We start from the raw sequence: 22,670 nt of genomic DNA, 5'->3' as shown, positions 1-22,670 counted from the left end.
TGTCAAGGGGGAGACTATCGTTTGAGAAGCTTCCACAAATCCGCGAGCGGCCGCGTGTTGACGACGTCGCGTGCTTCCACCCAGCCGCGCCGCGCCTGGTCGACCCCATGGCGTATCAACTCCAGCATTTCGGTGCCGTGCGCATCGGTCGAGATAACCAGCTTGACGCCGGCGTCCTTGGCGGCCTTGATCGTCCCGTCGTCGAGATCGAGGCGGTCGGGTTGGCTGTTGATCTCAAGGCAGCACCCGGCTTTCGCCGCCGCGCCAATGACACGCTCCATGTCGATGGCATAGGGCCCCCGTTTCCCGATGCGCCGTCCGGTCGGATGACCGATGACAGTGACCAGCGGATGGTCGATAGCGCGCAGCATACGCTCGGTCTGCGCATCGCGCGGCAGGTCGAATGCCGAGTGGATCGACGCAACGACGATATCGAGGCGTTCGAGAATGTCGTCGGGCAGGTCCAGCGTGCCATCCTTGAGGATATCGACCTCGACGGCCTTGAGCAGGGTGAAGCCATCGAGCCTTTTGTTGATGCGATCGATTTCCACGATCTGCTTTGTAAGGCGTTCCGCATCGAGTCCATGCACGACACCGAGATGCGGACTATGGTCTGTAATGGCGAGATACGCGTAGCCGCGCTCTTGCGCCGCCTCCGCCATCTGTTCCAGCGTCGCCGTACCGTCGCTCCAATCCGTATGAGCGTGCAGATCGCCCCGAATGTCCGATTGGTGGATCAGGTTTGGCAACGTGCCTTTGCGGGCCGCTGCGATTTCCCCGCGATCTTCGCGCAATTCCGGCGGGATAAGCTCAAGCCCGAATTTACCGTAGATCTCGTCCTCGCTCTTGCCCGCGATGCGGTCATCGCCAGAGAAAAGCCCATATTCGTTGAGCTTCCACTTCCGCTCGACAGCCATATTCCGCAAGGCGATGGTGTGGGCCTTGGACCCGGTGAAATAAAGAAGCGCCGCGCCAAAACTTTCCCTGGGAACCACGCGCAGATCCACCTGAAGCCCCGAACGCAGCACGACCGATACCTTGGTCGTTCCGGCCCAAAGCGTTTTTGCAACCTTCTCGAAGGCGACGAAATGCGCGCTGACGGCCTCGCCATCCTCGGCGACGACGAGCACATCGAGATCGCCCACCGTTTCCCGGCGCCTGCGGAAGCTGCCGGCAATGGTGACGCTTTCGACGCCCGGCGCTTCACGCAGATAGTCGGCCAACGTGTCGGCTTCCCCCTCGACGTCGGCCAAAAGGAAGCGCTTTTCCGCTTTGCTCGGCGTATCGCGCAGCGCTACGGCGAGGCTTTCTGTCAGCTTCGGGCCAAACCCGCGAAGGGTGCCGATCTCGCCGCTCTCCACGACGCGCCGCAGGTCCTTGAGGCCGCGGACGCCCAATTGATCGTAAAGGACTTTGACCCGCTTGGGCCCCAGCCCCGGCAGCGCGGCGAGATCGACGAGCTCTGAAGGAACCTCTCGCTTGAGGTCGTCGAGCGCCGACATGTGTCCCGTCGCGACGATTTCCGCGATCTTTTCGGCAAGGTCCTCCCCGATGGTGGGCAATGCTTCGAGATCGGCATTCTCTTTAACCAGATCCGCAAAGCGTTGCGGCTTGCGGCGCACCATCTGCGCGGCGTTGCGATAGGCGCGGACGCGGAAGGGGTTGGCGCCCTCGATTTCCAGGAGGTCGGCCATTTCGCTGAAAATGGCTGCGACTTCGGCATTCTCGACGGACATCGTGGCACCGTTGCGCGTGAGCCGGTCAATAGTCGCCTTCCTCGAGCACCCGCGTGCCGTGTCCCAGCATTTCGAGGCCTGCGGCCCATTCGTCGGCAACGAGCGGATGGCCGAGCAGATAGGTCACGCTCGATCCCTCGTGCCGTTCCCGCGCCAGTTGCACGGTTTCCTCCCAATCCTCGGCATCCGCGGTGCCCCGGCCCAGCCACATCAGCGCGACGAGTTCGGCAAGCTGGTCGTCATCGAGGCCCTCGAGTTCTTCGACGACCTCTTCATAACTGAGATCGCCCTCCCATTCCTGCAGCGCCTCGGGGCGCGCGTCGTCGGTCGGATTGTCGCCGATATCCGGCGTTACCAGGTCCTCTTTGACCATGAGCGCGCGCACCTTCAAGATCAATTCGCGCAGATATCCTGGGTCAATGGTGAGTTCATCCATCAGTTTCGCCTTTCCCGCCTGGCTTCGGCCATGGACGGAAGAAGGATACTAGAAAGGTTGGAGCGCAGGCGCTTTGCTCCAAATCAAATATGATCACATCTGCGCGTCGCCGCTTACGCCGATTGCCGTAGCTGACGCCAAACCGAACTTGATGGCGTCATGTAAATCGGGCAAGTTGTTGTAAAGGTGTAATACAGATCTGCGTATCCCATAACCCAGGCCATAATCGCTGACGACTGAGCGGAGCGCTCGACGCTTCTGCGCCGTTTGCCGGTCGCGGTCTGCGAACGGCTGTCGCAGTCACCGTCGACCGTGTTAGCGAAGCGCTTTCGCGCGCGCCCGATATTCTCGCGGTCAATACGGCGAGCCGGGAAATTCCCGGCGAGGAGGTGCGTCGCGCAGGTGCTCGCCGTGCTGCCGCAAGGGACACGGCTTTTCAAGAAGGTGGACTCGCGGTTCAAGGAAGGAACGGGTTGAGGAATTGCTCCTGCAGGTGAGGCTGCGGCCCGAGCACGCGAAACGCTATCCGCACCAGTTCTCGGGCGGACAACGTCAGCGCATCGCCATCGCGCGCGCCTTAGCGCTCGAGCCTGAACTTATCGTCTGCGACGAGGCCGTCTCCGCGCTCGACGTTTCGATCCAGGCGCAGGTCATCGCGCTTCTGGGCCGTTTGCGCGACGAACGGGGGGATCGCCTTCCTCTTCATTGCGCACGACTTGCCTGTGGTGCGGGATTTTGCCGACGACGTCATCGTCATGCAGTCGGGACGGATTGTGGAAAGCGGTTCTGCCGAACAAATCTTCAATCGCCCGAGGGAAGCCTACACCCAAAAGCTACTTGCAGCCGGCCTCGATCCCGATCCCGACGTACAGGCAGCGCGTCACGAGATGGCGCGCGCGGATGTCACTCTTGTCTAAACATGAGTTCATAAGTTAAGTATTCTTGACAGGCGCAACTTTCGTTTTTGTGCATCCGGCGGGATGCATGGCCCGCTGACGTACCTATATTGTGGGGACGCTAGAACGTGTCCAGAAAAAGTGGTTCCCACTTTTTCGGTTCGGACACGCGACAAAGCAAGATATTGAGGGTGGCGTTCGGGTTGGGGATCGCGGCAATGGACGGCAACGGGCAGGCTGACGAAACCCCCGGCACGGATGAACGCGCCGAAGAGCGGCCCGTGCGCGCGGCTGGACTGCGCTATCATCTCAACGAGAGCCGGCGTCTGGGCTTTCTCCTGCTCGGCCTGCTAATGCTTGCGCTCGGCATCACGGGGGCGTTCCTGCCGGTCATGCCCTCCACCATCTTCCTGATCCTCGCCGCCTGGTTTTTCGGCCGCTCTTCGCCGCGCTTGGAGCGCTGGCTGCTCGAGCATCCCCGCTTCGGTCCGACGCTGCGGGTTTGGCAGGAGCAAGGCGCCGTACCGCGCCGGGCGAAGGTCTTTGCCTGCGTCGGCATTGCGCTGGGCTATGTGCTCTTTTTTATCGGCGCTCAACCCGGCGTCATCGTGGGTGTCATCGTCGCAATCATCATGGGCGCTTGCGCCCTTTACATCCTCAGTCGCCCAACCCCGCGGTCGAAGGCAAAGACGTGAGCGCGTGGACGCGGTATGAGCTCCACGATGGTTTCATTGTCGTCATCGTTTCAAGCCCAGCTTGCCCAGCCGGTAGTCCAGGCTCGCGCGGCTGATCTTAAGCGCGCGCGCCGCCGCCGAGATGTTGCCGCCATTACGCTCGAGCGCCGCGCGGTAGATGGATTTTTCCATATCCGAGAACGACTTGCCGTCGATATCGCCTGAAGGCGAGTTGTCCTCATTGAGCGGATTCCGGTTGAGCCGGCCATCGGGCGAGAGATGCACGGTGAATGGCGGCAGCAGCTCGGAGCCGCTGAAAAGGTGAACGATATCAATGTGTCCACCATCGTCCGCATAGACCACACCCCGCTCAATGAGGTTTTGCAATTCGCGGATATTGCCCGGATAGTCGTATTTCAAAAGCGCATCGGTCGCGCGGCGGGTGAAGCCATGGACATTGCGGCCATGGCGTTCCGAATAGAGCTTGAGAAAGTGCGCCATCAGAAGCGGAATATCGTCGCGCCGCTCGCGCAGCGGCGGGATCGCGATTGGGAAAACACAGAGCCGAAAATACAGATCCTGCCGGAACTTACCCTTGGCCACTTCCTCGGCGAGGTCGACGTTCGAGGCCGCGACCACGCGCACATCGACGGGTATGGTTCTGGCGCCGCCGACCCGTTCGATGGTACGTTCCTGTAGCGCACGCAACAGCTTGCCCTGCGCCGAATAGGCGAGCGAGGACACTTCGTCGAGAAACAACGTGCCACCGCCAGCGCGTTCGAAATACCCTGCGCGCGAATTGACGGCACCAGTATACGCGCCCTTTTCCACCCCGAAAAGTTCCGACTCCACTAGCGTATCGGGAATGGCCGCGCAGTTGATGGCGACGAACGGGCCGGTGGCCCGTGCGCTCATCTGGTGGAGCTGGTTTGAAAAGAGCTCCTTGCCGACCCCGGACTCTCCGACGAACAGAACGGTTGCATCGGTCGAGGCGACCTTTTCGAGCAGGTGCCGTGTACGCACGAAGCTTGCCGACACCCCAACCGAGACGTCGCCCGTATCGTCCGCCAGCGGCGTCATGTCCGGCTTATCCGCCACACCGCGTCGCGTGGGGTGAACGCGCCGGTTTTTCCACTCGAGGCCGAGGAACTCTCGCTCGGGCGCGTCCTTGCCCCACGCCTCGGCGTGCTGGCCGACCACGAAGCAACGCTTGTGTCCCATCCCGGCGCATTCGGTTTCCCGAAAGATGACGGGCTTGCCAAAGAGTTGGCTCGTATAACCGGAGGGGTAGCCTGTCTGAAGCCAGCAGACTGGCTCACTCGCAACGCCATAATTTGCAAGATGCTCGGCGGCTTCCGAGGAGTCGTCCCAGTAGAATTCACCAAAATACGTGCCCTTGTCGCGGTCGAACGCGAAATGCTTGGTCGTAACCTTGACGAAGCCTTCAAGCGTATGAACGCGTGGGCCCGCGGCGAGCGCGTGCGTCAGGTCCTCCTGTGGCCAGCGCTTCTGGATGAGCTCGGCGTCTCGCACACCCTGCATATAGCCGATGCGCATGAACATTGCCCGGGCCGTCTCAACGCCAAAAGCATCAATGATTTCCTGACGGATGCGCCCAAGAACCGAGGATTGCATCAAAACGACCCTTTGGTCGTTGAGCCAGATGCGCCCATCCCCTAACGCGAAGTGGAGCACTTCGGTGAGATCCTCGAAGGTCGGCGCTGCGCCGGTTTCAAGTTCGCTGCTCGCCCCGCGCGTCAGGATCTGACCAGCCCGCCGCGACGCTTCGGCAAGTGAAATCATACTGTCTTTGTTCGGCATCTGCTCTCCTCCCGATGAGAGGATTCATTATTTCATGGAAATTGCCAACAAATTTCGTGTTTTCATGGAATCGAGTCGTGCGCGGTCAATGATGCACAACCGCACGTCCTGTCCTAAATTGTTATAAATCATAACGTTTTTCCACCTCTTGCCGTCGGCTGCGTATCTGGCACAGACCTTGCAGTCCATAATCGCAAGCCCGCGGAGGAACGGGCGAGGGACGGAGGAGCCGTCAGTCAGCAAAAACAGCACGGTATCGCGGAAATCACTCGCGACGCCGCCAGGATCGGTTTGCCTGATGCGCCAACAAGGCCGAGGCCATAAGGAGGAGAGATATGAACGTTCAAGGAAGCAATTTCATCGCGGTCGAGCGCTGGTCGGGCAAGGCACTTTTCAGCGAATGGGAGGTGACGCAGGCCGGTGCCGTAGAGGTTCGCGATCCAGCGACGAACGAGGTCATCGCCAGCGTCGGATTGGGCGGCGCGGCTGACATCGCGCGCGCAGCGGCCGAGGCGCGCCAAGCACAGCGCGCATGGGCGAAGATGCTGCCGACGGCCCGCGCCGCCATCCTCAGCAAGGCCGCCGATTTGCTCGAGCAGAACGGAGCGGAGCTTATTCCCTGGATCATTAGGGAATCCGGCTCTATCCAGCCCAAGGCTGGGATCGAAATTGAGCACGGCGCACTGTTCATCCGGCATGCCGCCAATCTCGCGATCCAGCCCATGGGGCTGATGCTGTCCGGATTCGATGATCGGACCAATTACGCCAAGCGCGTGCCGCATGGCGTCGTGGGCGTGATCTCGCCGTTCAATTTTCCGTTGGTACTCTCGGTCCGAGCCATCGCCGCCGCGCTCGCCGTTGGCAATGCTGTGGTCCACAAGCCCGACCCACGCACACCGATTTCCGGCGGGATCATTCTCGCGCGCATCTTTGAGGAAGCCGGCTTGCCCAAGGGGGTACTCCAGATCGTGCCCGGTGGCGCGGAGGCGGGCGAGGCGCTTTGCTCAGATCCCAACATCGCCATGGTCTCGTTCACCGGCTCGGCGCGCGGAGGATCGAAAGTCGGCGAGTTGTGCGGCAAGCACCTCAAGCGGGTGCAACTCGAACTCGGGGGCAAAAATGCCCTCGTCGTGCTCGATGACGCCGATCTCGACGTCGCGGCGTCCAACGCCGCCTGGGGCGCATTCCTGCATCAGGGGCAGATCTGTATGGCGACGGGGTTGGTCCTTGCCCATGAAAACATCGTCGACGGCTTGACTGAGCGCCTTGTCGCCAAGGCAGCGCATTTGCCGGCGGGCGATCCCTCCACTGGGCAGGTCGCGTTGGGGCCGATCATTTCGGACAATCAGGTCGAGACCATTCAGGCCATTGTGGACGATGCAGTTGCCAAGGGTGCCAAGCTACTGGCGGGCGGCACCCATGACGGACGGTTCTACGCCGCGACCGTGCTCTCGGATGTGAAACCGGGCATGCGTGCGTTCGAGGAGGAAATCTTCGGCCCGGTCGCTTGCATCGTTTCGTTCTCGTCGGACGCGGAGGCGATCGAACTTGCCAATATGTCTGAATACGGCCTTGCTGCGGGCGTGCTCTCCCAATCCGTCGGGCGCGCGATGGCGCTGGGCGAAGAACTCCATGTTGGCCAGCTCCACATCAACGACCAGACCGTCAATGGTGGCCCCTTCGCCCCCTTTGGCGGGCGCGGAAAGTCCGGCAACGGCACGCGGATCGGCGGACCGGCCGATCTCGAGGAATTCACCCAGTGGATGTGGATCTCGGTAAAGGACGAGGCGACGGCCTATCCTTTCTGAGTCTCCCTGGTCCGCCGGGTGCATCCTCCATGGGCACCCGGCGGGCCGAACCCGATTTTTCCGACAATCCGGAGATTTATGCGATGAAAGTTCGTGCTGCGATAGCGCGCGAGAAGGCCACGCCTTTGAGCCTCGAAGAGGTAGACCTCGAAGCCCCGCGCCCCGATGAAATCCTGATCAAGGTCGCCGCGACCGGCGTCTGCCATACCGACCTCGTCGTACGCGATGGCCTTCTTCCCACACCCATGCCGGTTGTGCTCGGCCATGAAGGTGCTGGCGTCGTCGAGGCCGTCGGCAGCGCCATCACCAAGGTGAAGCCGGGCGACCATGTCGTTATGACGTTTAATTCCTGCGGCACCTGCCCGAGCTGTCAGGATCACGCCATCACCTATTGCCACGAGTTCTTTCCGCGCAATTTCTTCGCGACGCGGGCAGATGGTTCGACGGCGCTGAGCGTTGACGGCGAAGCGATCCATTCGAACTTCTTCGGGCAATCCTCCTTCGCCACTCATGCGCTCTGCCACGAGGTCAACGTTGTCAAAGTGCCCCATGACGTACCGCTTGATCTGCTCGGTCCACTCGCGTGCGGTATCCAGACCGGGGCAGGGGCGGTGATGAACGCGCTGAAGGTGAGCGCCGGCAAGTCCTTCGTGGTTTTTGGTGCCGGATCGGTGGGGCTTTCGGCGCTGATGGCAGCCAGGGTCGTCGGCGCGACCACGATCATCGCCGTAGATATGAACGACGCGCGGCTCGCGACGGCGCGGGAGCTTGGAGCAACCCACACGATCAATCCTGGCAATGCGACCGCGACCGAGGAGATCATGGCGGTCACCAAGTATGGCGTTGACTTCGCGCTCGATACAACTGGCATTCCCGCCGTCATCCGCAGTGCGGTCGAAAGTCTCGCGCCGCGTGGCACGTGCGGCATCCTCGGTGCATCCGGGCCAGACGCGGAGATCATTCTCAATGAAACGCATTTCATGAGCGCCGGCCGTAAGCTGATCGGGATCGTTGAGGGGGAGAGCAACCCGGACGTCTTCATCCCGATGCTGATCGACCTCTACCGCAAGGGCAGCTTTCCCTTCGACAAGATCGTCAGCTTCTACGATTTCGATGCGATCAATGACGCCATCCACGATTCGGAGACCGGCAAGGTTATCAAGCCGATTGTGCGGATGACCTGAGGGAAAGACTATGTCCAAGGCACAACTCACGGAAATCCTGCAGGTCAATGCAGAGAATCCACCGCCTGAAAACGCAAACCCAGAGATACTGCGCGAATGGTTCGAGGCGATCAATGCCATGACGCCGGTTGCCGAAGGCGCCAAGATCGAACCCACATCGCTCGGCGATTTCGAGGGTGAACTGATAACTTTGCCCGGTTCTGAGCCTTCTCGCCTAGTGATCTACTATCACGGCGGCGGGTTCATGATCGGCTCTCCGAGATCGCACAGAGTCATCGCCAGCAATCTCGCCCGTACGTCCGGCGCCACGGTTCTGAGCGTCGGCTATCGGTTGGCTCCGGAACATCCGGCGCCGACCGCGCATGAGGATGCATTTGTTGCCTATGGCTGGGCGCTCAAAAAGGGCTTTGTCCCCTCGGCAATCGCGCTTTCCGGGGACTCGGCGGGTGGAAATCTCGCGCTCGCAACTGCCATCCGAGCACGGGATGCTGGGCTGCCGCTACCGTCTTCGATCGTTCTGATGTCGCCGGCGCTTGATCTGGCAGATGAAATGGAATCCCACCGCACAGTTACAGATGCGCCGCTCCTGACACTGGAGTTGATGGGGCTCTTCAACGCGATCTATGTCGGAGACGGTGACCGCCGATCTCCCGCTGTAACGCCATTCCATAGCGAGATGTCCGGCTTGCCGCCTATACTCGTCCATGTGGGATCGTGGGAAATCCTGCGAGACGACAGTGTCGTTATCGTCGAGCGTATCAAGGCCGTCGGTGGAAACGCCGAACTCAAGGTCTGGGACGGCATGGTCCACTCGTGGCAGCTTTTCGCACCCATGCTCGACGAGGGCATGGCCTCGATAGAGGAGGCGGGAGATTTCATCAGAAGCCGCTTCGGCTGATGTCTCGAGGAGAAACCTATCCGAGGCGCCTGACGTGATAGGTTTCCTCCTCGCTATTCCCCATAGTGTGCGTGTTCGCGTCCCAAAGCCGAACCTGGTTCCGACCGGCGCGCTTGGCGAAATAGAGTGCGGTATCCGCTTGGGTCTGAAGTTTCTCCGCGGTAAGCGCGTTCGATCGGGTGTTGCTGACCGCAACACCGATACTCAAGGTGACGTAAGACGATACGCGCGAGCCAGGGTTCGGCATGCGCGCCGCCGCGACGCGTTGGCGAATGCGCTCAGCCGTAGTCATGGCCTCAGCGTCGGTGGCGTCGGCCAGCAGGACCAGGAATTCCTCGCCACCGTACCGCGCCACGCAATCCATTTCGGATCTGACGCATTCTTCGATAACTCTCGCCACACGGGTCAGGCAGCGATCACCTTCCATATGCCCCAGGTGGTCGTTAAGCGCCTTGAAGTCGTCGATATCGCACATGAGCAGCGCGATGGGGGCGCCCTGTTGCCACAGCGCGTCGAGTTTCTCCTGCATCCAGTGCCGGTTTGCGACGCCGGTTAACGCGTCGACCTTGGCGATCTGCTCGAGGTGTCGATGAGATTCCGCGAGTTCGATCATGTTCCGGCGGTCGCGCAGTTCGAGCAGGAACGACTTCTGGGCAAGGATCGTCATAGTCCGTCTTGCGACGACTGTGGCACCGACGCCGGAGGCGAAAAAGAAAAACCCCGACAGAGCGCTCTTGACATCCACGCCTGGGCTCTGGAGCAGAAACGCTAAATAAAGCCCGAGCGCTACAGCGGCAATGCCTTGGGTCAGGGCGAACGGCACGTTGAAGATGATAATCCCCGTCAAAGCGACGAAAAGCATGATGTTGAGATAGCGCTCGAGCAACGCGTCGCCCGCTGTGACCCCGAACAGACACACTGACAGCAGGATCACCATCATGCCCGCCGCAAGCGCGCCGCTCAGGATGGCCTCGCCTCGGTGCTTGCTCCATACGAGCACAACGCCGAGCGCGGCAGGTACCATCAGTACGCCCGGCGCCAGCATATCGACCGCGATATTTCGGGGCAGTAGCGCCATGTTGAGAAGCAGCATCATCAAGTCGAGGATAATCACCCAGATCATCCAGGACCGGATGACCTTGGCCGACTGGCGCCAGGAGCGCTCTCGATAGGCCCGTGCAATCTTGCCCTTAAGCCAGATGTCGCGCGTTCTCCCCGACAATAGCCGGTTGGCTTCAGCCATGATCTCTGGATCCTTCATCAAGAGATCCAGAATAGCCGAGCCTTGGCCGACAACGGACGGCCGGACCCTCGGGTCGGTCATGGCTCACCTCGGCCAGGAAAACGGAGATGTCTCATCGGCTGTGCGATCGCAGTCTACCGCGTGTCCCGCTACTGTTCGACGCGCGGGCCATATGCCCGCACATTCAATCCGCGCCCTTCGCCGATTATGAGAGACAATTCCTACCGATCACTGAAGCTCTGCGAGGCATTTGCACGTTTTGACGCAATCTCTCGCAAGAGTGCTGAAAAGCTGCCACGGGCAGAGAGCTGCCCTTGTCGCAGGAACGTCGGATCTACAAGGATTCAGGCAGGTAGAGTTGCGGCGCCAGGAAGTGCTGCCCTGGCAGGCCGCTATGTTCCCCGCCGGCGGCTTCGATCATTAAAGATACAAGATCGCGGCTGAATTCGGCGAGGGGCGTGGCAATGGCCATTAGCAGGTAGCGGTCGGAAAGTGCGGCACGCGACTCCGGCGTCAGTTCGTTGACGACGAGAGCGACTTCGCCCGGCTTGCGGACTTCGCGTATGGCTGCAATTGCGCCTTCCATGCCGCCGCCGGCAACATACATACCTTTGAGGTCAGGATGTCTTTCGAGAAGATCGAGGGTGGCCTCGTGCGTCAGTCGCCGCGTTTCCAGATTGACCAAGGTATCCAGCACCGTGAAACTGGGATGGTATTCACGCAGGTAGCTCCGAAAGCCCGTCTCGCGCAATTCGTGGCCGTGCCAGCGATGACCGCCGACGAAAACCGCGATCTTGCCGGGATCATGCACCGCCGTTGCGATCATGAACGCCGCGATACGACCCACCTTCAGGTTATTGAGCCCGATATAGTTGGCGCGCTCACCCTGACCGAAATCCGACAGCAACGAAAAGGTCTGAATGCCCTTCGCCTTGAGTTCGAGCACGGTATCGGTTGTCTGCTGATGATTGAGCGCCACAGCAGCCAGTACGTCGACCCTGGAGCCAACGTCGCGCATCATCTCAGTGATGTCGCCCGGTGTTTGCGAATGGCAGAATTCGATCACCGCCTTGCCTTGGATGCCGGATGCCACGCTGACGGCATGTTCGAGGTGCTCAGCCAAGCTTTGGTAAAACCTTTGGCGCTGTTTTTGCAGCACGAAGCCAAGCCGGACTACGGGAAGGTCTTCGCGTAACCGCCGCCCGATCAATGCCGTCGCGTGATAGCCGACGCGCTCCGCAGCCTCGAAAACGCGGTTGGCAGTATCCGCGCGCACGGTCTGCCGGCCATTCATGACCCGGTCGACGGTAGAAACGCTCACGCCGGCTTCTCTCGCGACGTCAACGACAGTTGGTCTGTTCGCCATAGATTCCTTCTTTCACCCTGACGTCATTTAGGACGCAAGCCAGACCAGAGTGCAAGAGGCGGTTGATGTGTTTTGATGGAAAATTGGCTGCCGATAATCAAATTTCATCATTAATGATGTGAAATGCATCATAGATATTGACGTTTTTGCCGTACGGGGTCACTTTTCCTGCAAGCAATGACGGCGTCTCGAACGGCGCAAGGGAGGGAGGCACGCATGCTGCGGTTCGCGATCAATCACATGGCCGTGCCGGGGCTGGACTACAAGCAGCTGTTTACCCTGGCAGGGCGTCTCGGATGCTTGGGTGTCGAACTGCGCAACGATCTTGCCAGACCTCTGTTCGATGGCGACGCGCCGGAGGAAGTTGCGAAGGTTGCCGCAGGCCATAATCAGCGGATAGTCGGTCTGTCGCAGGTCTATCCGTTCAACGACTGGTCCGACGCTGTTTTAGAAAAGGTAACCACGCTGATCGCCCAGGCCAAGGCATGCGGTGCCGAAACCATCAGTCTGATCCCGCGCAATGATGGCCAGGGATTGGGTAATGGTGAGCGGCGGGCCAATCTTCGGGTTGCGTTGCGCGAAATCAAACCGCTGCTCGACGAGGCCGATCTGGTAGCGTTGGTTGAGCCCCTCGGGTTCGAGATGTCCTCGCTCAGGAGTAAGGCTGAGGCGATCGAGGTTATCGAAAGTCTCAGCGCAGCCGATCGCTTCAAGCTCGTGCACGACACGTTCCATCACTACCTTTCCGGCGGCGGGTCTTTCTTCGCAAGCTACACTGGAATCGTGCATATCTCGGGGGTCACCGATTCTAGGATTGCCATTTCCGACATTCGCGACGAGCACCGCGTGCTCGTCGACGAGAACGACGTCTTGGGCAATATCGAGCAGATCGATGCGCTGCTCGAAGCCGGATATAATGGTCCGTTCTCCTTCGAACCATTTTCGCCCGCTGTTCACAAGCTGGCCGATCCCGAGGCGCAATTGCGTCAGTCGATAGATTTTATAAAGGCGAGGATAAAGGCTGCGGCGGCATAGTTTCCTTCCGCCGAGCGGCGGAGGAATTCCGGCGATTTTCCGTGGATGCCGGCCACGAACATCATTTTGTCATGATCACTCTTGGGAGGAGAGTAATGAAGAAATTGCTTTTAGCTGCGGGAATGGCGTCGTTGATGTCGACCACTGCGATGGCTGAGACCATTGGTGTCTCCATGGCCTTGTTCGACGACAACTTCCTGACTGTTCTGCGCAATGGTATCCAAGACTACGCCGATACGCTCGATGGTGTCGATGTTCAGATCGAGGACGCCCAGAACGACGTTGGGCGGCAGCTCAATCAGATCCAGAACTTTGTCGCTTCCGGCGTCGATGCGATCATTGTGAATCCTGTCGATACCGACGCGACCGAAGCCATGACCAATCTGGCGGCGGAAGCCAACATTCCGCTGGTCTATGTGAATCGCCAGCCGATCAATGTTGACAATATGCCGGATTTTCACGCTTTCGTGGCCTCCAATGAGGTTGAATCCGGTACGCTGGAAACTGAGGAGATCTGCCGGCTGCTGAAGGAGCAGGGTAAGGGCGACGGAGCCAAGATCGTCGTCATGATGGGCGAATTGTCCAACCAGGCTGCGCGTCAGCGCACGCAGGACGTTCATGACGTGATCGCCACGGACGAATGCTCGTTTATGGAAATCGTAGAAGAGCAAACGGCGAACTGGAGCCGCATCGAAGGTCAGGACCTGATGACCAATTGGCTGTCCGCCGGCATCGAGTTCGACGCCGTGGTCGCCAACAACGATGAAATGGCAATCGGTGCCATCCAGGCAATGAAAGCTGCTGGTATCTCCATGGACGAGATGATCGTCGGCGGCGTCGATGCCACTCAGGACGCGCTTGCCGCCATGCAGGCCGGTGATCTCGACGTGACCGTGTTCCAGAATGCGGCAGGACAGGGGCAGGGTGCTGTTGACGCTGCTCTCGCGCTCGCCGCTGGCGAGGATGTCGAACAGAAGGTGTGGGTGCCGTTCGAGCTCGTCACTCCCGAGAACATCGATCAGTATCTCGACAAGAACTAAGCGGCGGGTTGTCACGGAGCAAGGCGGGGGCGGCGGCAGGCTGCCCCCGATATTGGCTCTTTCCGGAAGCAAAGTAGCGATGGGGCCAAAAAAGGGAGAGTAGTCGAAATGACAGACGTGGTTGCAACACCGGCCCTCGAGGCGAAGCCGAAACGGCAGCGCCCCCCGGAGGTCAACGTCCTTATTGGACTGATCGTGATTGCAGGCATTTTTGAGGTGCTGGGCTGGCTGTTTCAGGGGCAGAGCTTCCTGCTCAACTGGCAACGCCTCTCGATCATGATCCTGCAGGTTTCGGTGATCGGCATTATCGCCGTTGGTGTAACGCAGGTGATTATTACCGGCGGCATTGATCTCTCCTCGGGCTCGATTGTCGCTGCGGCGGCAATGATCGCGATGAGTTTCGCCCAGGTCAGTACCTATGCAAGAGCTGTCTATCCCGGGCTTACGGACCTTCCCGTCATTGTCCCGATTGCAGTGGGGCTGGGTTTCGGGCTTCTTGCGGGCCTCATAAACGGCTTGCTCATAGCCTACACGAAAATTCCACCGTTCATCGCGACGCTGGGCATGATGGTCTCTGCGCGCGGCGTTGCCAAATGGTATACCAAAGGCCAGCCCATCTCATTCCCGACAGACGACTTTGCCGCCATCGGTGCGGGAATGATGCCCGTGCTCATCCTCCTCTCCGTTGCTGTCATCTTCCAGGTTCTCTTGCGGTACACACTTTACGGACGGCGTACCTATGCCATCGGATCCAATGCGGAAGCTGCTCGTGTTTCCGGTATCAATGTGGAACGGCATATTGTCCTGGTTTATGCGATTGCCGGCCTGCTTTCGGGGCTTGCCGCTATTGTCATTTCGGCGCGCGGTCTCACCGCCCAGGCAGGCATGGGGCTGATGTATGAGCTCCACGCCATCTCAATGGCAGTCATCGGCGGTGCCTCGCTGACCGGCGGCAGGGGCTCGATTGTGGGTACGGTGCTCGGTATGCTGATCATTGGTGTCATAACATCCGGCTTCACGTTCCTGCGTCTGGATGCCTATTACCAGGAGATGGTGTTGGGTGCTATTATCGTCGGTGCCGTTGTACTCGACGTCTATCGCCAGCGGCTGCGTGGCAGAAGCTGACAATACCGAGGCCGAACCAAGCATTCAGGGAGAAATCCAATGACTGGCGAAGACACGAAGGTCATCCTGAGGACCGAGGGGCTCACCAAGCACTATGGCGGCGTGCATGCCCTTGAAGACGCCGATTTCTATCTCCGCGATGGCGAGCACGTCGCCATCGTGGGGGACAATGGCGCTGGAAAATCGACATTCGTCCGGCAGATTACAGGCGTCGAGCAACCGACCGGCGGCAGAATCTTTTTCGACGGACAGGAGGTCGCGTTCGACAGCCCGATCGCTGCCCGCGAGATGGGGATCGAGACCGTGTTCCAGAATCTCGCGCTTGCCGACGACCTCGACGTCCCCTCTAACCTGTTCCTCGGGCGAGAGGAGAAATACTTCAATCTCGGACCGTTCAGTTTCCTCAACGAGCGACTGATGACCAAGAAATCCGAGGAAGCCTTGCGGACGACGGGTGTGAAAATCCCCGATCTCAAGAACAAGATTCGGAACATGTCCGGCGGTCAGCGCCAGTGCGTCGCGATCTCCCGCGCGGCGACCTTTGCGTCCAAGATGATCATCATGGACGAACCGACAGCGGCGCTTGGCGTCCAGGAAACCGGTCAGGTCGAAAACATCATCCGTGGCCTCAAGGAGCGGGGAGTGCCGCTTATCCTGATCAGCCACAACCTGCGGCAGGTCTTCGATCTGGTGGATCGCATCTGGGTCTTTCGGCGTGGCCGGATCGTCGGGTCGGTCGATAAAGACAAGACGCACGGCAACGAGATCGTCGCCATGATCACCGGCATCCAGACCGAGACCGACCAGAAGGAAGAGCCGGCTTTCGCCTGATCTTCCAGAACACCGTCCGGGCGCGCTGCGCGCCATTTCATTGTGCCCGCCAGATTTCAAGGAGCGCAAACGATGAAGATTGCCCTCGACCCGTTCATGCATCGGCATCTCTCTCTCGAGGACCTGCCTAAAAAAGTGCGCGAATTGGGGTATGACTGGATCGAACTCTCACCTCGCGGCGACTTCCTTGAATGGTTCAAGGCACCCCGCGTTTATCCTGAGCGGCTCAAAAGCTTCAAAAAGGCCCTGAGGGCCGAAAACGTCGGCATCGCCTCGCTTCTGCCTATGTACCGTTGGGCGTCCAATGACGAGGACGAGCGCAAGGCCGCCGTCAAGCATTGGAAGCGCGCCATCGAGATCGCCGTCGAATTGGAGGTCGAAACGATGAATTCCGAGTTCGGCCGCGGCCCGCATCCGGACAAAGGCACCTGTTATTGCTGCCATACCGGCTCGATGATCGAGGCGTGCGAGGACGCCTGGTGGCGTTCGATGGAAGAGTTGGTGCCTATCTTTGAAAAGGAAGGCATCAATCTCCATATCGAACCGCACCCGGAGGATTGGGTGGAAACGCTGCAGCCTTCGGTCGACCTCATCCGCACGGTTAATTCCCCGAGGGTCAAATTCCTCTACTGTTCGCCGCACACCTTCTATTTCGGCGACGACACCAAGGCGATGCTTCGCGAGTGCGCCGATGTTTTGGCGCATGTGCATGTGGCGGACACCTTCAATCACAAGGCGTCTTCTGGACTGCGCTATATCATCAACCCGCCGGGTTCGTCAGCCCGGGTGCATCAGCATCTGGATATCGGGCAGGGCGAGGTGCCATGGGACGATTTCTTCGGGACCCTTGCCGAGGTGGGCTTCGACGGCATCATGACCGCTTGCGTCTTCGCCTGGGAGGAGCGCGCCGACGAAAGCGGCAAGTTCATGCGCAAGACCATGCAGGACTACGTCGAAAAGTACTTTCCCAAATGACGCGGCATGACGCGCATTTTTCCTAGAGTGCAGAAAACATGACTGACAAATTGAAAATCGGTGTCATTGGCACCGGCATGATCGGCCAGGATCACATCCGGCGCATAACCCACGTCCTTGCAGGCGGCGAGGTAACTGCGGTAACCGACACCGATCGCAGCCGCGCCCAAGAAGTCGCCAAGACATATGGAGGCATCGAGGTCTTCGATAGCTCCGACGCGTTGATTGCCTCGGACGCCGTGGACGCCGTCCTCGTCTGTTCCTGGGGACCGGCACATGAGGAAGCTATCCTCCCGGCGCTCGCCGCGGGCAAGCCGGTTTTCTGTGAAAAGCCGTTGGCCACCACACAGGAAGCCTGCCTGCGCATCATCGACGCCGAAGTAAAGCTGGGCAAGCGCCTGATCCAGGTCGGTTATATGCGCCGCTATGACCGGGCCTATGCGGACCTCAAAGCAACCATCGAGTCGGGCGTCATCGGCGAACCGCTCATGTTCCATTCGGTTCACCGCAACGCCTCCGTGCGGGAGGGGCTCTACACCGACGATATGGCGGTGGCAGACACGATGGTCCACGATATCGACGTAACGCGCTGGCTGCTTGGCGATGAAGTCGCCCGCATCCAAGTGATTGCCGGTAAACGCAACTCGGTCGGAAAAAACTTGCGCGATCCGATCCTCGGGATCATGGAAATGCGCGGCGGTACCGTCGCGACCGTCGAGGTTTCGGTGAACATCGGCTACGGCTACGATATCCGGGGCGAAATTTCGGCCGAGAAGGGCACTGTGGAACTCTCTGAATCCAATAACGTCGTTCTCAAAGCCGGCGACAGCTTTTCCGGTCGTGTTCCAGCGGATTGGCGCGAGCGATTCATCGAGGCGTACGATAAGGAGCTAGCCGACTGGATCGAGGCCGCCAAACAAGGTGGCGCATCCGGGCCGAGCGCTTGGGATGGCTATGCGATCCAGGTTGTATCAGACGCGGGATTGAAGGCCGCCGACAGCGGCAAGCCGGTCGACATCGAAATGGCCGACAAGCCCGCACTCTACGGCTGAGCGAAGCGTTTGCCGTTCGACGCGATCGAACTGCAGTTGCACGGTTCATGCGTCGGTCTCGGACAGTACGGATACGATTGCCTCGCCAAGCCGGTCGACGATAATATCCACCTCGTCGGCGGAAACAATGTACGGCGGTGCGAGCAGCACATGGTCCCCGGTACGGCCGTCTATAGTGCCGCCCATGGGGTAGCAGGCCAAGCCCCGCGCCATACCGGCGGCCTTTATGCGCGCCGCCACGCCCAGCGCAGGGTCGAACGGTGCCTTTGTGTCCGGATCGGCGACGAGTTCCAGACCTCGGAACAAACCCCGGCCACGGATATCGCCGATGAAGGGAACATCAGAAAAGCGCCTGCGCAGCCCCGCATCCAGGCGCTCGCCCATTTCGCGCACATTGCCAAGGAGGTTGCGCCGGTCGATTTCCCCCAATACGGCCAGCGCTGTAGCACAGCCGGTCGGGTGGCCCATATAGGTGTGCCCATGCTGAAAAAAGCCGCTGCCCGCTGCAATAGCGCCATAGATGACCGAAGAACAAATCATGGCGCCGATGGGCTGGATGCCCGCACCAAGCCCTTTGGCGATGCACACCATATCGGGGACAATATCGTCCTGCTCAAACGCGAAAAAGGTGCCGGTGCGCCCCGATCCACACATGACCTCATCGAGGATGAGCAGGACGCCGTAGCGGTCGCAGATTTCGCGGATGCGCTGGAAATAGCCCGGCGCGGGGGGGACGGCCCCCATGGTGGCGCCGACGACCGGTTCGGCGAAGAACGCCGCTACCCGTTCGGGGCCGATCTGGAGAATGCGTGCCTCGAGCTCCTCGGCGACCCGCTGCCCATACTGCTCCGCGCTTTCGTTCGCCTCGCCCCAGCGCCAATAGTGACAAGGCGAGATATGATGCATCGCGTCGGCGAGTAGCGGCTCGAACTGCGCACGTCGCCACCGGTTGCCGCCGGTCGCAAGCGCGCCGAGCGTGTTGCCGTGATAGCTCTGCCAGCGCGAGATGATCTCGGTCCGCTCCGGCTGCCCGATCTCGAGGAAATATTGGCGGGCAAGCTTGATCGCCGCCTCGACCGCCTCCGAACCGCCGGAGACGAAATAGACGCGGTTAAGCGGTTCGGGCGCGCGGGCGATCAGAGCGTCGGCCAGGGCCTCGGCAGGCTCGGAAGTGAAAAAGCCTGTATGGGCGTAGGCAATGGCGTCGAGCTGAGCCTTGGCGGCGTCGAGAACGGGTCGGCAGGAGTGGCCCAGACACGAGACTGCCGCGCCACCACTGGCGTCGAGATAGCGCTTCCCCTCGGCATCGATCAACCAGCAGCCGTCACCTCCGGCGATGACGGGAAGGGATCTGCGGGTGTCACGTCCGAAAACATGCGACGACGCCATTCCCGGGCTCTCCTCAGGAGCGGTGGACGTAGACTGACTGTCGCGCGTGGCGGACGACGCGGGCGGCATTCGGCCCGAGCAGGTAGTCGCTGAGCGCGGGGCGGTGCGATTCCATGATGATCAGGTCGGCGCCGATGTCGTCCGCCGTCCGCAGGATTTTCTCGTAGATCGTGCCATGCGCGATGTGACCTTTCACCTCGTCGGGATTGTCGGCGGAGCGGCGGATCACGTTTTCCAGTTCATCGCGTGCCGCGTCGAGCGCTTTCTGCTCATAGTCGGCTGGAAAGAAAGAGCCGACAATCGGCATGGTGTAGGTCGGCACGACGGTCACCACATGCAGTTCGGCGCCGGCATTGCGGGCAAGCTCCTGGGCAACGGGGAAGACGCGACCGATGGAATCTGGATCGCCCAGATCGAGCGCGAGCAGATATATACGCGTCATGCGGCCTTCCCCCAGAATGCCGGCACGGTCTGCCGGCGGCGTTGCACGAACCACACCAGCCCCAGAAGCAACAGGGCGGGGATAAAGAAAATTTCCTTCGGCATGCGGTCCGCCGGCAATTTCACGGTTTCGATCCTGACCGGCTCGTCGGCGTAGAAATCGAACATCTGAAACTTGGTGAAGAAGCGCGTGCCCGGTAACGGTTCTTCGAGCACGGCCATGCCGTTCATTTCTATCACCGTGAGGCCTGCGGATTCCAGCCGTTCTATGCCGTCCACATCGGCCGGGCCGAGCGGGGCCTGGATACTGAGCTGGGAGATTTCGCCGATATCGTCGAAGTCGGGACCACGGATCACAAGACGCAGCATGTCGTCGGATGGCGCCTCGGCTGCAATCTCGACAACCTCATTGCCGGGAAATTCATCGAATGGCGGCTGGATCTGGTCGAGCCAGAAGCCGGGCCGCAGCAGGGTAAGAGCGACGACGAGCAGGATGATGGATTCCCACCATCGGCTGCGCGCGAGGAAATAACCCTGCGTCGCCGCCGCGAAGAGCAGCATGGCAATCGCAGCGACGATGAACACGAAGACGGCACGGACCGGTCCCACATCGATGAGCAGCAGTTCGGTGTTGAAGATGAACAGGAATGGCAGCAGCGCCGTTCGGATGTCGTATGTGAACCCCTGGACACCCGTACGGATCGGATCACCTCCGGAAATTGCAGCTGCCGCGAAGGCCGCCAGGCCAACCGGCGGCGTATCGTCCGCGAGAATGCCGAAGTAAAAGACGAACAGGTGCACCGCGACCAGCGGCACGATCAGCCCGTTCTGCGCACCCACCGAGACGATGACCGGTGCCATAAGCGAGGAGACAACGATGTAGTTCGCGGTCGTCGGCAGACCCATTCCGAGGATGAGACTCATCACGGCAACAAAGAACAGCATCAGCAGCAGGTTGCCGCCAGACAGGAATTCGACGAACTCACCCACCACCTGATGCGCGCCCGTCAGTGAGACCGTGCCCACGATGATGCCTGCGGCCGCAGTCGCCGCGCCGATGCCGATCATGTTGCGCGCGCCGTTGATCATGCCCGCGGCGAAGTCGGTGATGCCGAGCTGAATGGCAGCACTATAGTCTCCTGTCCCTCGCATGAGCACCTTGAGCGGGCGCTGGGTCAGAACGATGACCAGCATGGCCATCGTGGCCCAATAGGCGGCGAGCTGGGGCGACATGCGTTCGAGCATGATGCTCCAGATCAGGATGATGATGGGCAGCACGAAATAGAGCCCGGTGACGGCAACGTCGCGCGGGCGCGGAAGCTCGAGGACGGGCGCATCGGGATCGTCTTCCGACAGGTCGGGGTGACGCGCCGCAACCCACAGCAGGACCAGATAGCCCACGAGGAACAGCAGTGCTGCCGACCAGAATGTGAACTGGGGCAAGGCCTGCTTGATCCAGCCAAGCCCGAAATAAACGATGGCCGCCAGAACTGCCGTGGCGATGAAACCGAACAGGACGCCCGAAAGGCGCTGTGCGAATGTTCCCAGAGGCGTCGGACGGGTAAGCCCTTTTAGACCAAGCTTGAGGGCCTCCAGATGGACGATATAAACGAGCGCGATATAGGAGATCAGCGCGGGCAACAGCGCGTGTACGATGAGGTCCGGATAGGCGACGCCGGTAAATTCCGCGATGAGGAACGCTGCTGCACCCATCACCGGCGGTGTGAGCTGGCCGTTGGTGGAGGAGGCGACCTCGATGGCGCCGGCCTTTTCCGGCTTGAATCCGGTTCGCTTCATCAACGGTATGGTGAAGGTGCCGGTGGTAACCACATTGGCGATGGAGGACCCCGAGTAGAGCCCCGATAACGCCGAGGCGACGACCGCAGCCTTAGCTGGTCCGCCGCGAAGGTGCCCAAGCAACGCGAAGGCGAGTTTGATGAAGTAATTGCCCGCGCCCGCGCGCTCAAGCAGGGCACCGAACAGTACGAACAGGAAGATCAGCGAGGCCGAGACCCCAAGCGCAACGCCAAATACACCCTCGGTCTGCATCCAATAATGCCACATCGCCTTGTTGAAGCTCGCGCCGGCCCATTGGATGGCGTCGGGCAGCCAGCTGGCATTGCCGAAAAAGACATAGAGCATGAACACCGAGGCGACGACCACCAGCGGCAGGCCAAGAGCGCGGTAGACAGCGATGCCAACCGATGCGAGGCCGATGGTTGCGATGATCAGGTCCGTAGTAGTGGGCAGTCCGGCACGGCTGCCGATCTCTCTATTGAACCAGAACAGGTACAAGGTGGAGATGGCGCCCAAGAGCGCGAGACCCCAGTCGTACCAGGGCACGCGGTCGCGCGGGCTCGATCGGAATAGGGGGTAGGCGAGCATTGCCAGTACCAGAGCGAAGGCCAAGTGTACACGGCGCGTCTGGAGATTGTTCAGAACCAGATTGAGCCCTGTAGCCTCCGCAAAGACGTAAGGCAGGTCCGATGCGTTGTAGAGCTGAAATGCAGACCATGCGAAAGCGATGATGACGATAATGCGTCCGGCCCACCCCTGGGCCTGGCGCGCGCCGCCTTCGGTTTCCGCGACGAGCACGTCCACATCGACTGTGGGCTTGCGGTCCCCACCAGCATCAGACATCGGTATTCCCCTCCTGATCCGCCGTTCCCCAACGGCGGCCTATTGCCATGGCCGCGCAACGTGCATCAAATGTGCCGGAC

At 60.4% G+C, this 22,670-nt stretch carries 18 protein-coding genes and 1 pseudogene; 11 read left to right on the top strand and 8 right to left on the bottom strand.

What is annotated here, in order from left to right; translation table 11 throughout:
- Window positions 1–14 precede the first annotated feature (14 nt).
- On the bottom strand, window positions 15–1,736 hold the full coding sequence (gene polX / locus LG281_RS05855; protein WP_404405282.1) for a DNA polymerase/3'-5' exonuclease PolX: 1,722 nt from the start codon (window positions 1,734–1,736) through the stop codon (window positions 15–17).
- Window positions 1,737–1,761: 25 nt separating this feature from the next.
- A complete protein-coding gene (locus LG281_RS05850) occupies window positions 1,762–2,172 on the bottom strand; it encodes a DUF3775 domain-containing protein (RefSeq protein ID WP_404405280.1) in 411 nt (136 codons plus the stop codon).
- 463 nt (window positions 2,173–2,635) lie between these two features.
- Here LG281_RS05850 and LG281_RS05845 point away from each other — a divergent pair.
- Both LG281_RS05845 and LG281_RS05840 read left to right on the top strand, forming a co-directional pair.
- Window positions 2,636–3,089: pseudogene (locus tag LG281_RS05845) on the top strand (ATP-binding cassette domain-containing protein); the annotation flags it as partial.
- 197 nt (window positions 3,090–3,286) lie between these two features.
- Entirely contained in the window at window positions 3,287–3,763 is a 477-nt protein-coding gene (locus tag LG281_RS05840) for a YbaN family protein (RefSeq protein WP_404406638.1), read from the top strand.
- 42 nt (window positions 3,764–3,805) lie between these two features.
- Here LG281_RS05840 and LG281_RS05835 read toward each other — a convergent pair whose 3' ends face one another.
- A complete protein-coding gene (locus LG281_RS05835; protein ID WP_404405278.1) occupies window positions 3,806–5,563 on the bottom strand; it encodes a sigma 54-interacting transcriptional regulator in 1,758 nt (585 codons plus the stop codon).
- 335 nt (window positions 5,564–5,898) lie between these two features.
- Between LG281_RS05835 and LG281_RS05830 the strand changes: the two genes are divergently transcribed.
- The 3 genes from LG281_RS05830 to LG281_RS05820 all read left to right on the top strand — a co-directional run bounded on the left by LG281_RS05830 (window position 5,899) and on the right by LG281_RS05820 (window position 9,453).
- Entirely contained in the window at window positions 5,899–7,371 is a 1,473-nt protein-coding gene (locus LG281_RS05830) for a benzaldehyde dehydrogenase (RefSeq protein ID WP_404405276.1), read from the top strand.
- A gap of 83 nt (window positions 7,372–7,454) precedes the next feature.
- Complete coding sequence (locus LG281_RS05825; RefSeq protein WP_404406636.1) at window positions 7,455–8,555, top strand: NAD(P)-dependent alcohol dehydrogenase; 1,101 nt, start codon at window positions 7,455–7,457, stop codon at window positions 8,553–8,555.
- 10 nt (window positions 8,556–8,565) lie between these two features.
- Window positions 8,566–9,453 carry an alpha/beta hydrolase gene (locus tag LG281_RS05820; RefSeq protein ID WP_404405274.1) on the top strand — a complete coding sequence of 296 codons (888 nt, stop codon included), beginning with the start codon at window positions 8,566–8,568 and terminating at the stop codon, window positions 9,451–9,453.
- Between the two features lie 16 nt (window positions 9,454–9,469).
- Here LG281_RS05820 and LG281_RS05815 read toward each other — a convergent pair whose 3' ends face one another.
- Window positions 9,470–10,777 (bottom strand): GGDEF domain-containing protein, encoded by a 1,308-nt coding sequence (locus LG281_RS05815; protein WP_404405272.1) that lies wholly within the window; start codon window positions 10,775–10,777, stop codon window positions 9,470–9,472.
- Between the two features lie 253 nt (window positions 10,778–11,030).
- The gene (locus LG281_RS05810) at window positions 11,031–12,062 is read right to left on the bottom strand and encodes a LacI family DNA-binding transcriptional regulator (RefSeq protein ID WP_404405270.1); all 1,032 of its coding nucleotides are present in this window, start codon (window positions 12,060–12,062) and stop codon (window positions 11,031–11,033) included.
- Between the two features lie 216 nt (window positions 12,063–12,278).
- Between LG281_RS05810 and LG281_RS05805 the strand changes: the two genes are divergently transcribed.
- From LG281_RS05805 to LG281_RS05780, 6 genes are all read left to right on the top strand, one after another.
- Window positions 12,279–13,097: a TIM barrel protein gene (locus tag LG281_RS05805; RefSeq protein ID WP_404405268.1), complete on the top strand. Its 819-nt coding sequence runs from the start codon at window positions 12,279–12,281 to the stop codon at window positions 13,095–13,097.
- A 95-nt stretch (window positions 13,098–13,192) separates the two neighbouring features.
- A complete protein-coding gene (locus LG281_RS05800) occupies window positions 13,193–14,137 on the top strand; it encodes a sugar ABC transporter substrate-binding protein (protein WP_404405266.1) in 945 nt (314 codons plus the stop codon).
- A 108-nt stretch (window positions 14,138–14,245) separates the two neighbouring features.
- Window positions 14,246–15,262, top strand: coding sequence for an ABC transporter permease (locus LG281_RS05795; RefSeq protein WP_404405264.1), 1,017 nt, complete (start codon window positions 14,246–14,248; stop codon window positions 15,260–15,262).
- Between the two features lie 39 nt (window positions 15,263–15,301).
- The gene (locus tag LG281_RS05790) at window positions 15,302–16,093 is read left to right on the top strand and encodes an ATP-binding cassette domain-containing protein (RefSeq protein ID WP_404405262.1); all 792 of its coding nucleotides are present in this window, start codon (window positions 15,302–15,304) and stop codon (window positions 16,091–16,093) included.
- Between the two features lie 72 nt (window positions 16,094–16,165).
- On the top strand, window positions 16,166–17,068 hold the full coding sequence (locus tag LG281_RS05785; protein ID WP_404405260.1) for a sugar phosphate isomerase/epimerase family protein: 903 nt from the start codon (window positions 16,166–16,168) through the stop codon (window positions 17,066–17,068).
- Window positions 17,069–17,106: 38 nt separating this feature from the next.
- Window positions 17,107–18,120 (top strand): Gfo/Idh/MocA family oxidoreductase, encoded by a 1,014-nt coding sequence (locus LG281_RS05780; RefSeq protein WP_404405258.1) that lies wholly within the window; start codon window positions 17,107–17,109, stop codon window positions 18,118–18,120.
- A gap of 45 nt (window positions 18,121–18,165) precedes the next feature.
- On the opposite strand, the gene LG281_RS05775 is transcribed toward LG281_RS05780, so the two are convergent.
- The 3 genes from LG281_RS05775 to LG281_RS05765 are packed head-to-tail and all read right to left on the bottom strand — an operon-like array spanning window position 18,166 to window position 22,590.
- Window positions 18,166–19,509 (bottom strand): aspartate aminotransferase family protein, encoded by a 1,344-nt coding sequence (locus LG281_RS05775; RefSeq protein WP_404405256.1) that lies wholly within the window; start codon window positions 19,507–19,509, stop codon window positions 18,166–18,168.
- Window positions 19,510–19,522: 13 nt separating this feature from the next.
- Complete coding sequence (locus tag LG281_RS05770; RefSeq protein ID WP_404405254.1) at window positions 19,523–19,951, bottom strand: universal stress protein; 429 nt, start codon at window positions 19,949–19,951, stop codon at window positions 19,523–19,525.
- Window positions 19,948–22,590 (bottom strand): TRAP transporter permease, encoded by a 2,643-nt coding sequence (locus LG281_RS05765; RefSeq protein ID WP_404405252.1) that lies wholly within the window; start codon window positions 22,588–22,590, stop codon window positions 19,948–19,950. Before LG281_RS05765 ends, LG281_RS05770 begins: the two co-directional genes overlap by 4 nt.
- Window positions 22,591–22,670: the final 80 nt, after the last annotated feature.

This window comes from Pelagibacterium halotolerans, assembly GCF_044811015.1.
Taxonomy (GTDB): Bacteria; Pseudomonadota; Alphaproteobacteria; order Rhizobiales; family Devosiaceae; genus Pelagibacterium; species Pelagibacterium halotolerans_A.
Note: the sequence above shows the minus strand (reverse complement) of the source record. Positions and strands in the feature narration are given on the sequence as shown.

Coding starts and splice junctions, on each gene's coding strand:
- LG281_RS05780 (WP_404405258.1), top strand. CDS start 17,107: ATGACTGACAAATTGAAAATCGGTGTCATTGGCACCGGCATGATCGGC.
- LG281_RS05790 (WP_404405262.1), top strand. CDS start 15,302: ATGACTGGCGAAGACACGAAGGTCATCCTGAGGACCGAGGGGCTCACC.
- LG281_RS05830 (WP_404405276.1), top strand. CDS start 5,899: ATGAACGTTCAAGGAAGCAATTTCATCGCGGTCGAGCGCTGGTCGGGC.
- LG281_RS05810 (WP_404405270.1), bottom strand. CDS start 12,062: ATGGCGAACAGACCAACTGTCGTTGACGTCGCGAGAGAAGCCGGCGTG.
- polX (WP_404405282.1), bottom strand. CDS start 1,736: ATGTCCGTCGAGAATGCCGAAGTCGCAGCCATTTTCAGCGAAATGGCC.
- LG281_RS05770 (WP_404405254.1), bottom strand. CDS start 19,951: ATGACGCGTATATATCTGCTCGCGCTCGATCTGGGCGATCCAGATTCC.
- LG281_RS05775 (WP_404405256.1), bottom strand. CDS start 19,509: ATGGCGTCGTCGCATGTTTTCGGACGTGACACCCGCAGATCCCTTCCC.
- LG281_RS05800 (WP_404405266.1), top strand. CDS start 13,193: ATGAAGAAATTGCTTTTAGCTGCGGGAATGGCGTCGTTGATGTCGACC.
- LG281_RS05850 (WP_404405280.1), bottom strand. CDS start 2,172: ATGGATGAACTCACCATTGACCCAGGATATCTGCGCGAATTGATCTTG.
- LG281_RS05765 (WP_404405252.1), bottom strand. CDS start 22,590: ATGTCTGATGCTGGTGGGGACCGCAAGCCCACAGTCGATGTGGACGTG.
- LG281_RS05825 (WP_404406636.1), top strand. CDS start 7,455: ATGAAAGTTCGTGCTGCGATAGCGCGCGAGAAGGCCACGCCTTTGAGC.
- LG281_RS05840 (WP_404406638.1), top strand. CDS start 3,287: ATGGACGGCAACGGGCAGGCTGACGAAACCCCCGGCACGGATGAACGC.
- LG281_RS05805 (WP_404405268.1), top strand. CDS start 12,279: ATGCTGCGGTTCGCGATCAATCACATGGCCGTGCCGGGGCTGGACTAC.
- LG281_RS05795 (WP_404405264.1), top strand. CDS start 14,246: ATGACAGACGTGGTTGCAACACCGGCCCTCGAGGCGAAGCCGAAACGG.
- LG281_RS05835 (WP_404405278.1), bottom strand. CDS start 5,563: ATGCCGAACAAAGACAGTATGATTTCACTTGCCGAAGCGTCGCGGCGG.
- LG281_RS05785 (WP_404405260.1), top strand. CDS start 16,166: ATGAAGATTGCCCTCGACCCGTTCATGCATCGGCATCTCTCTCTCGAG.
- LG281_RS05820 (WP_404405274.1), top strand. CDS start 8,566: ATGTCCAAGGCACAACTCACGGAAATCCTGCAGGTCAATGCAGAGAAT.
- LG281_RS05815 (WP_404405272.1), bottom strand. CDS start 10,777: ATGACCGACCCGAGGGTCCGGCCGTCCGTTGTCGGCCAAGGCTCGGCT.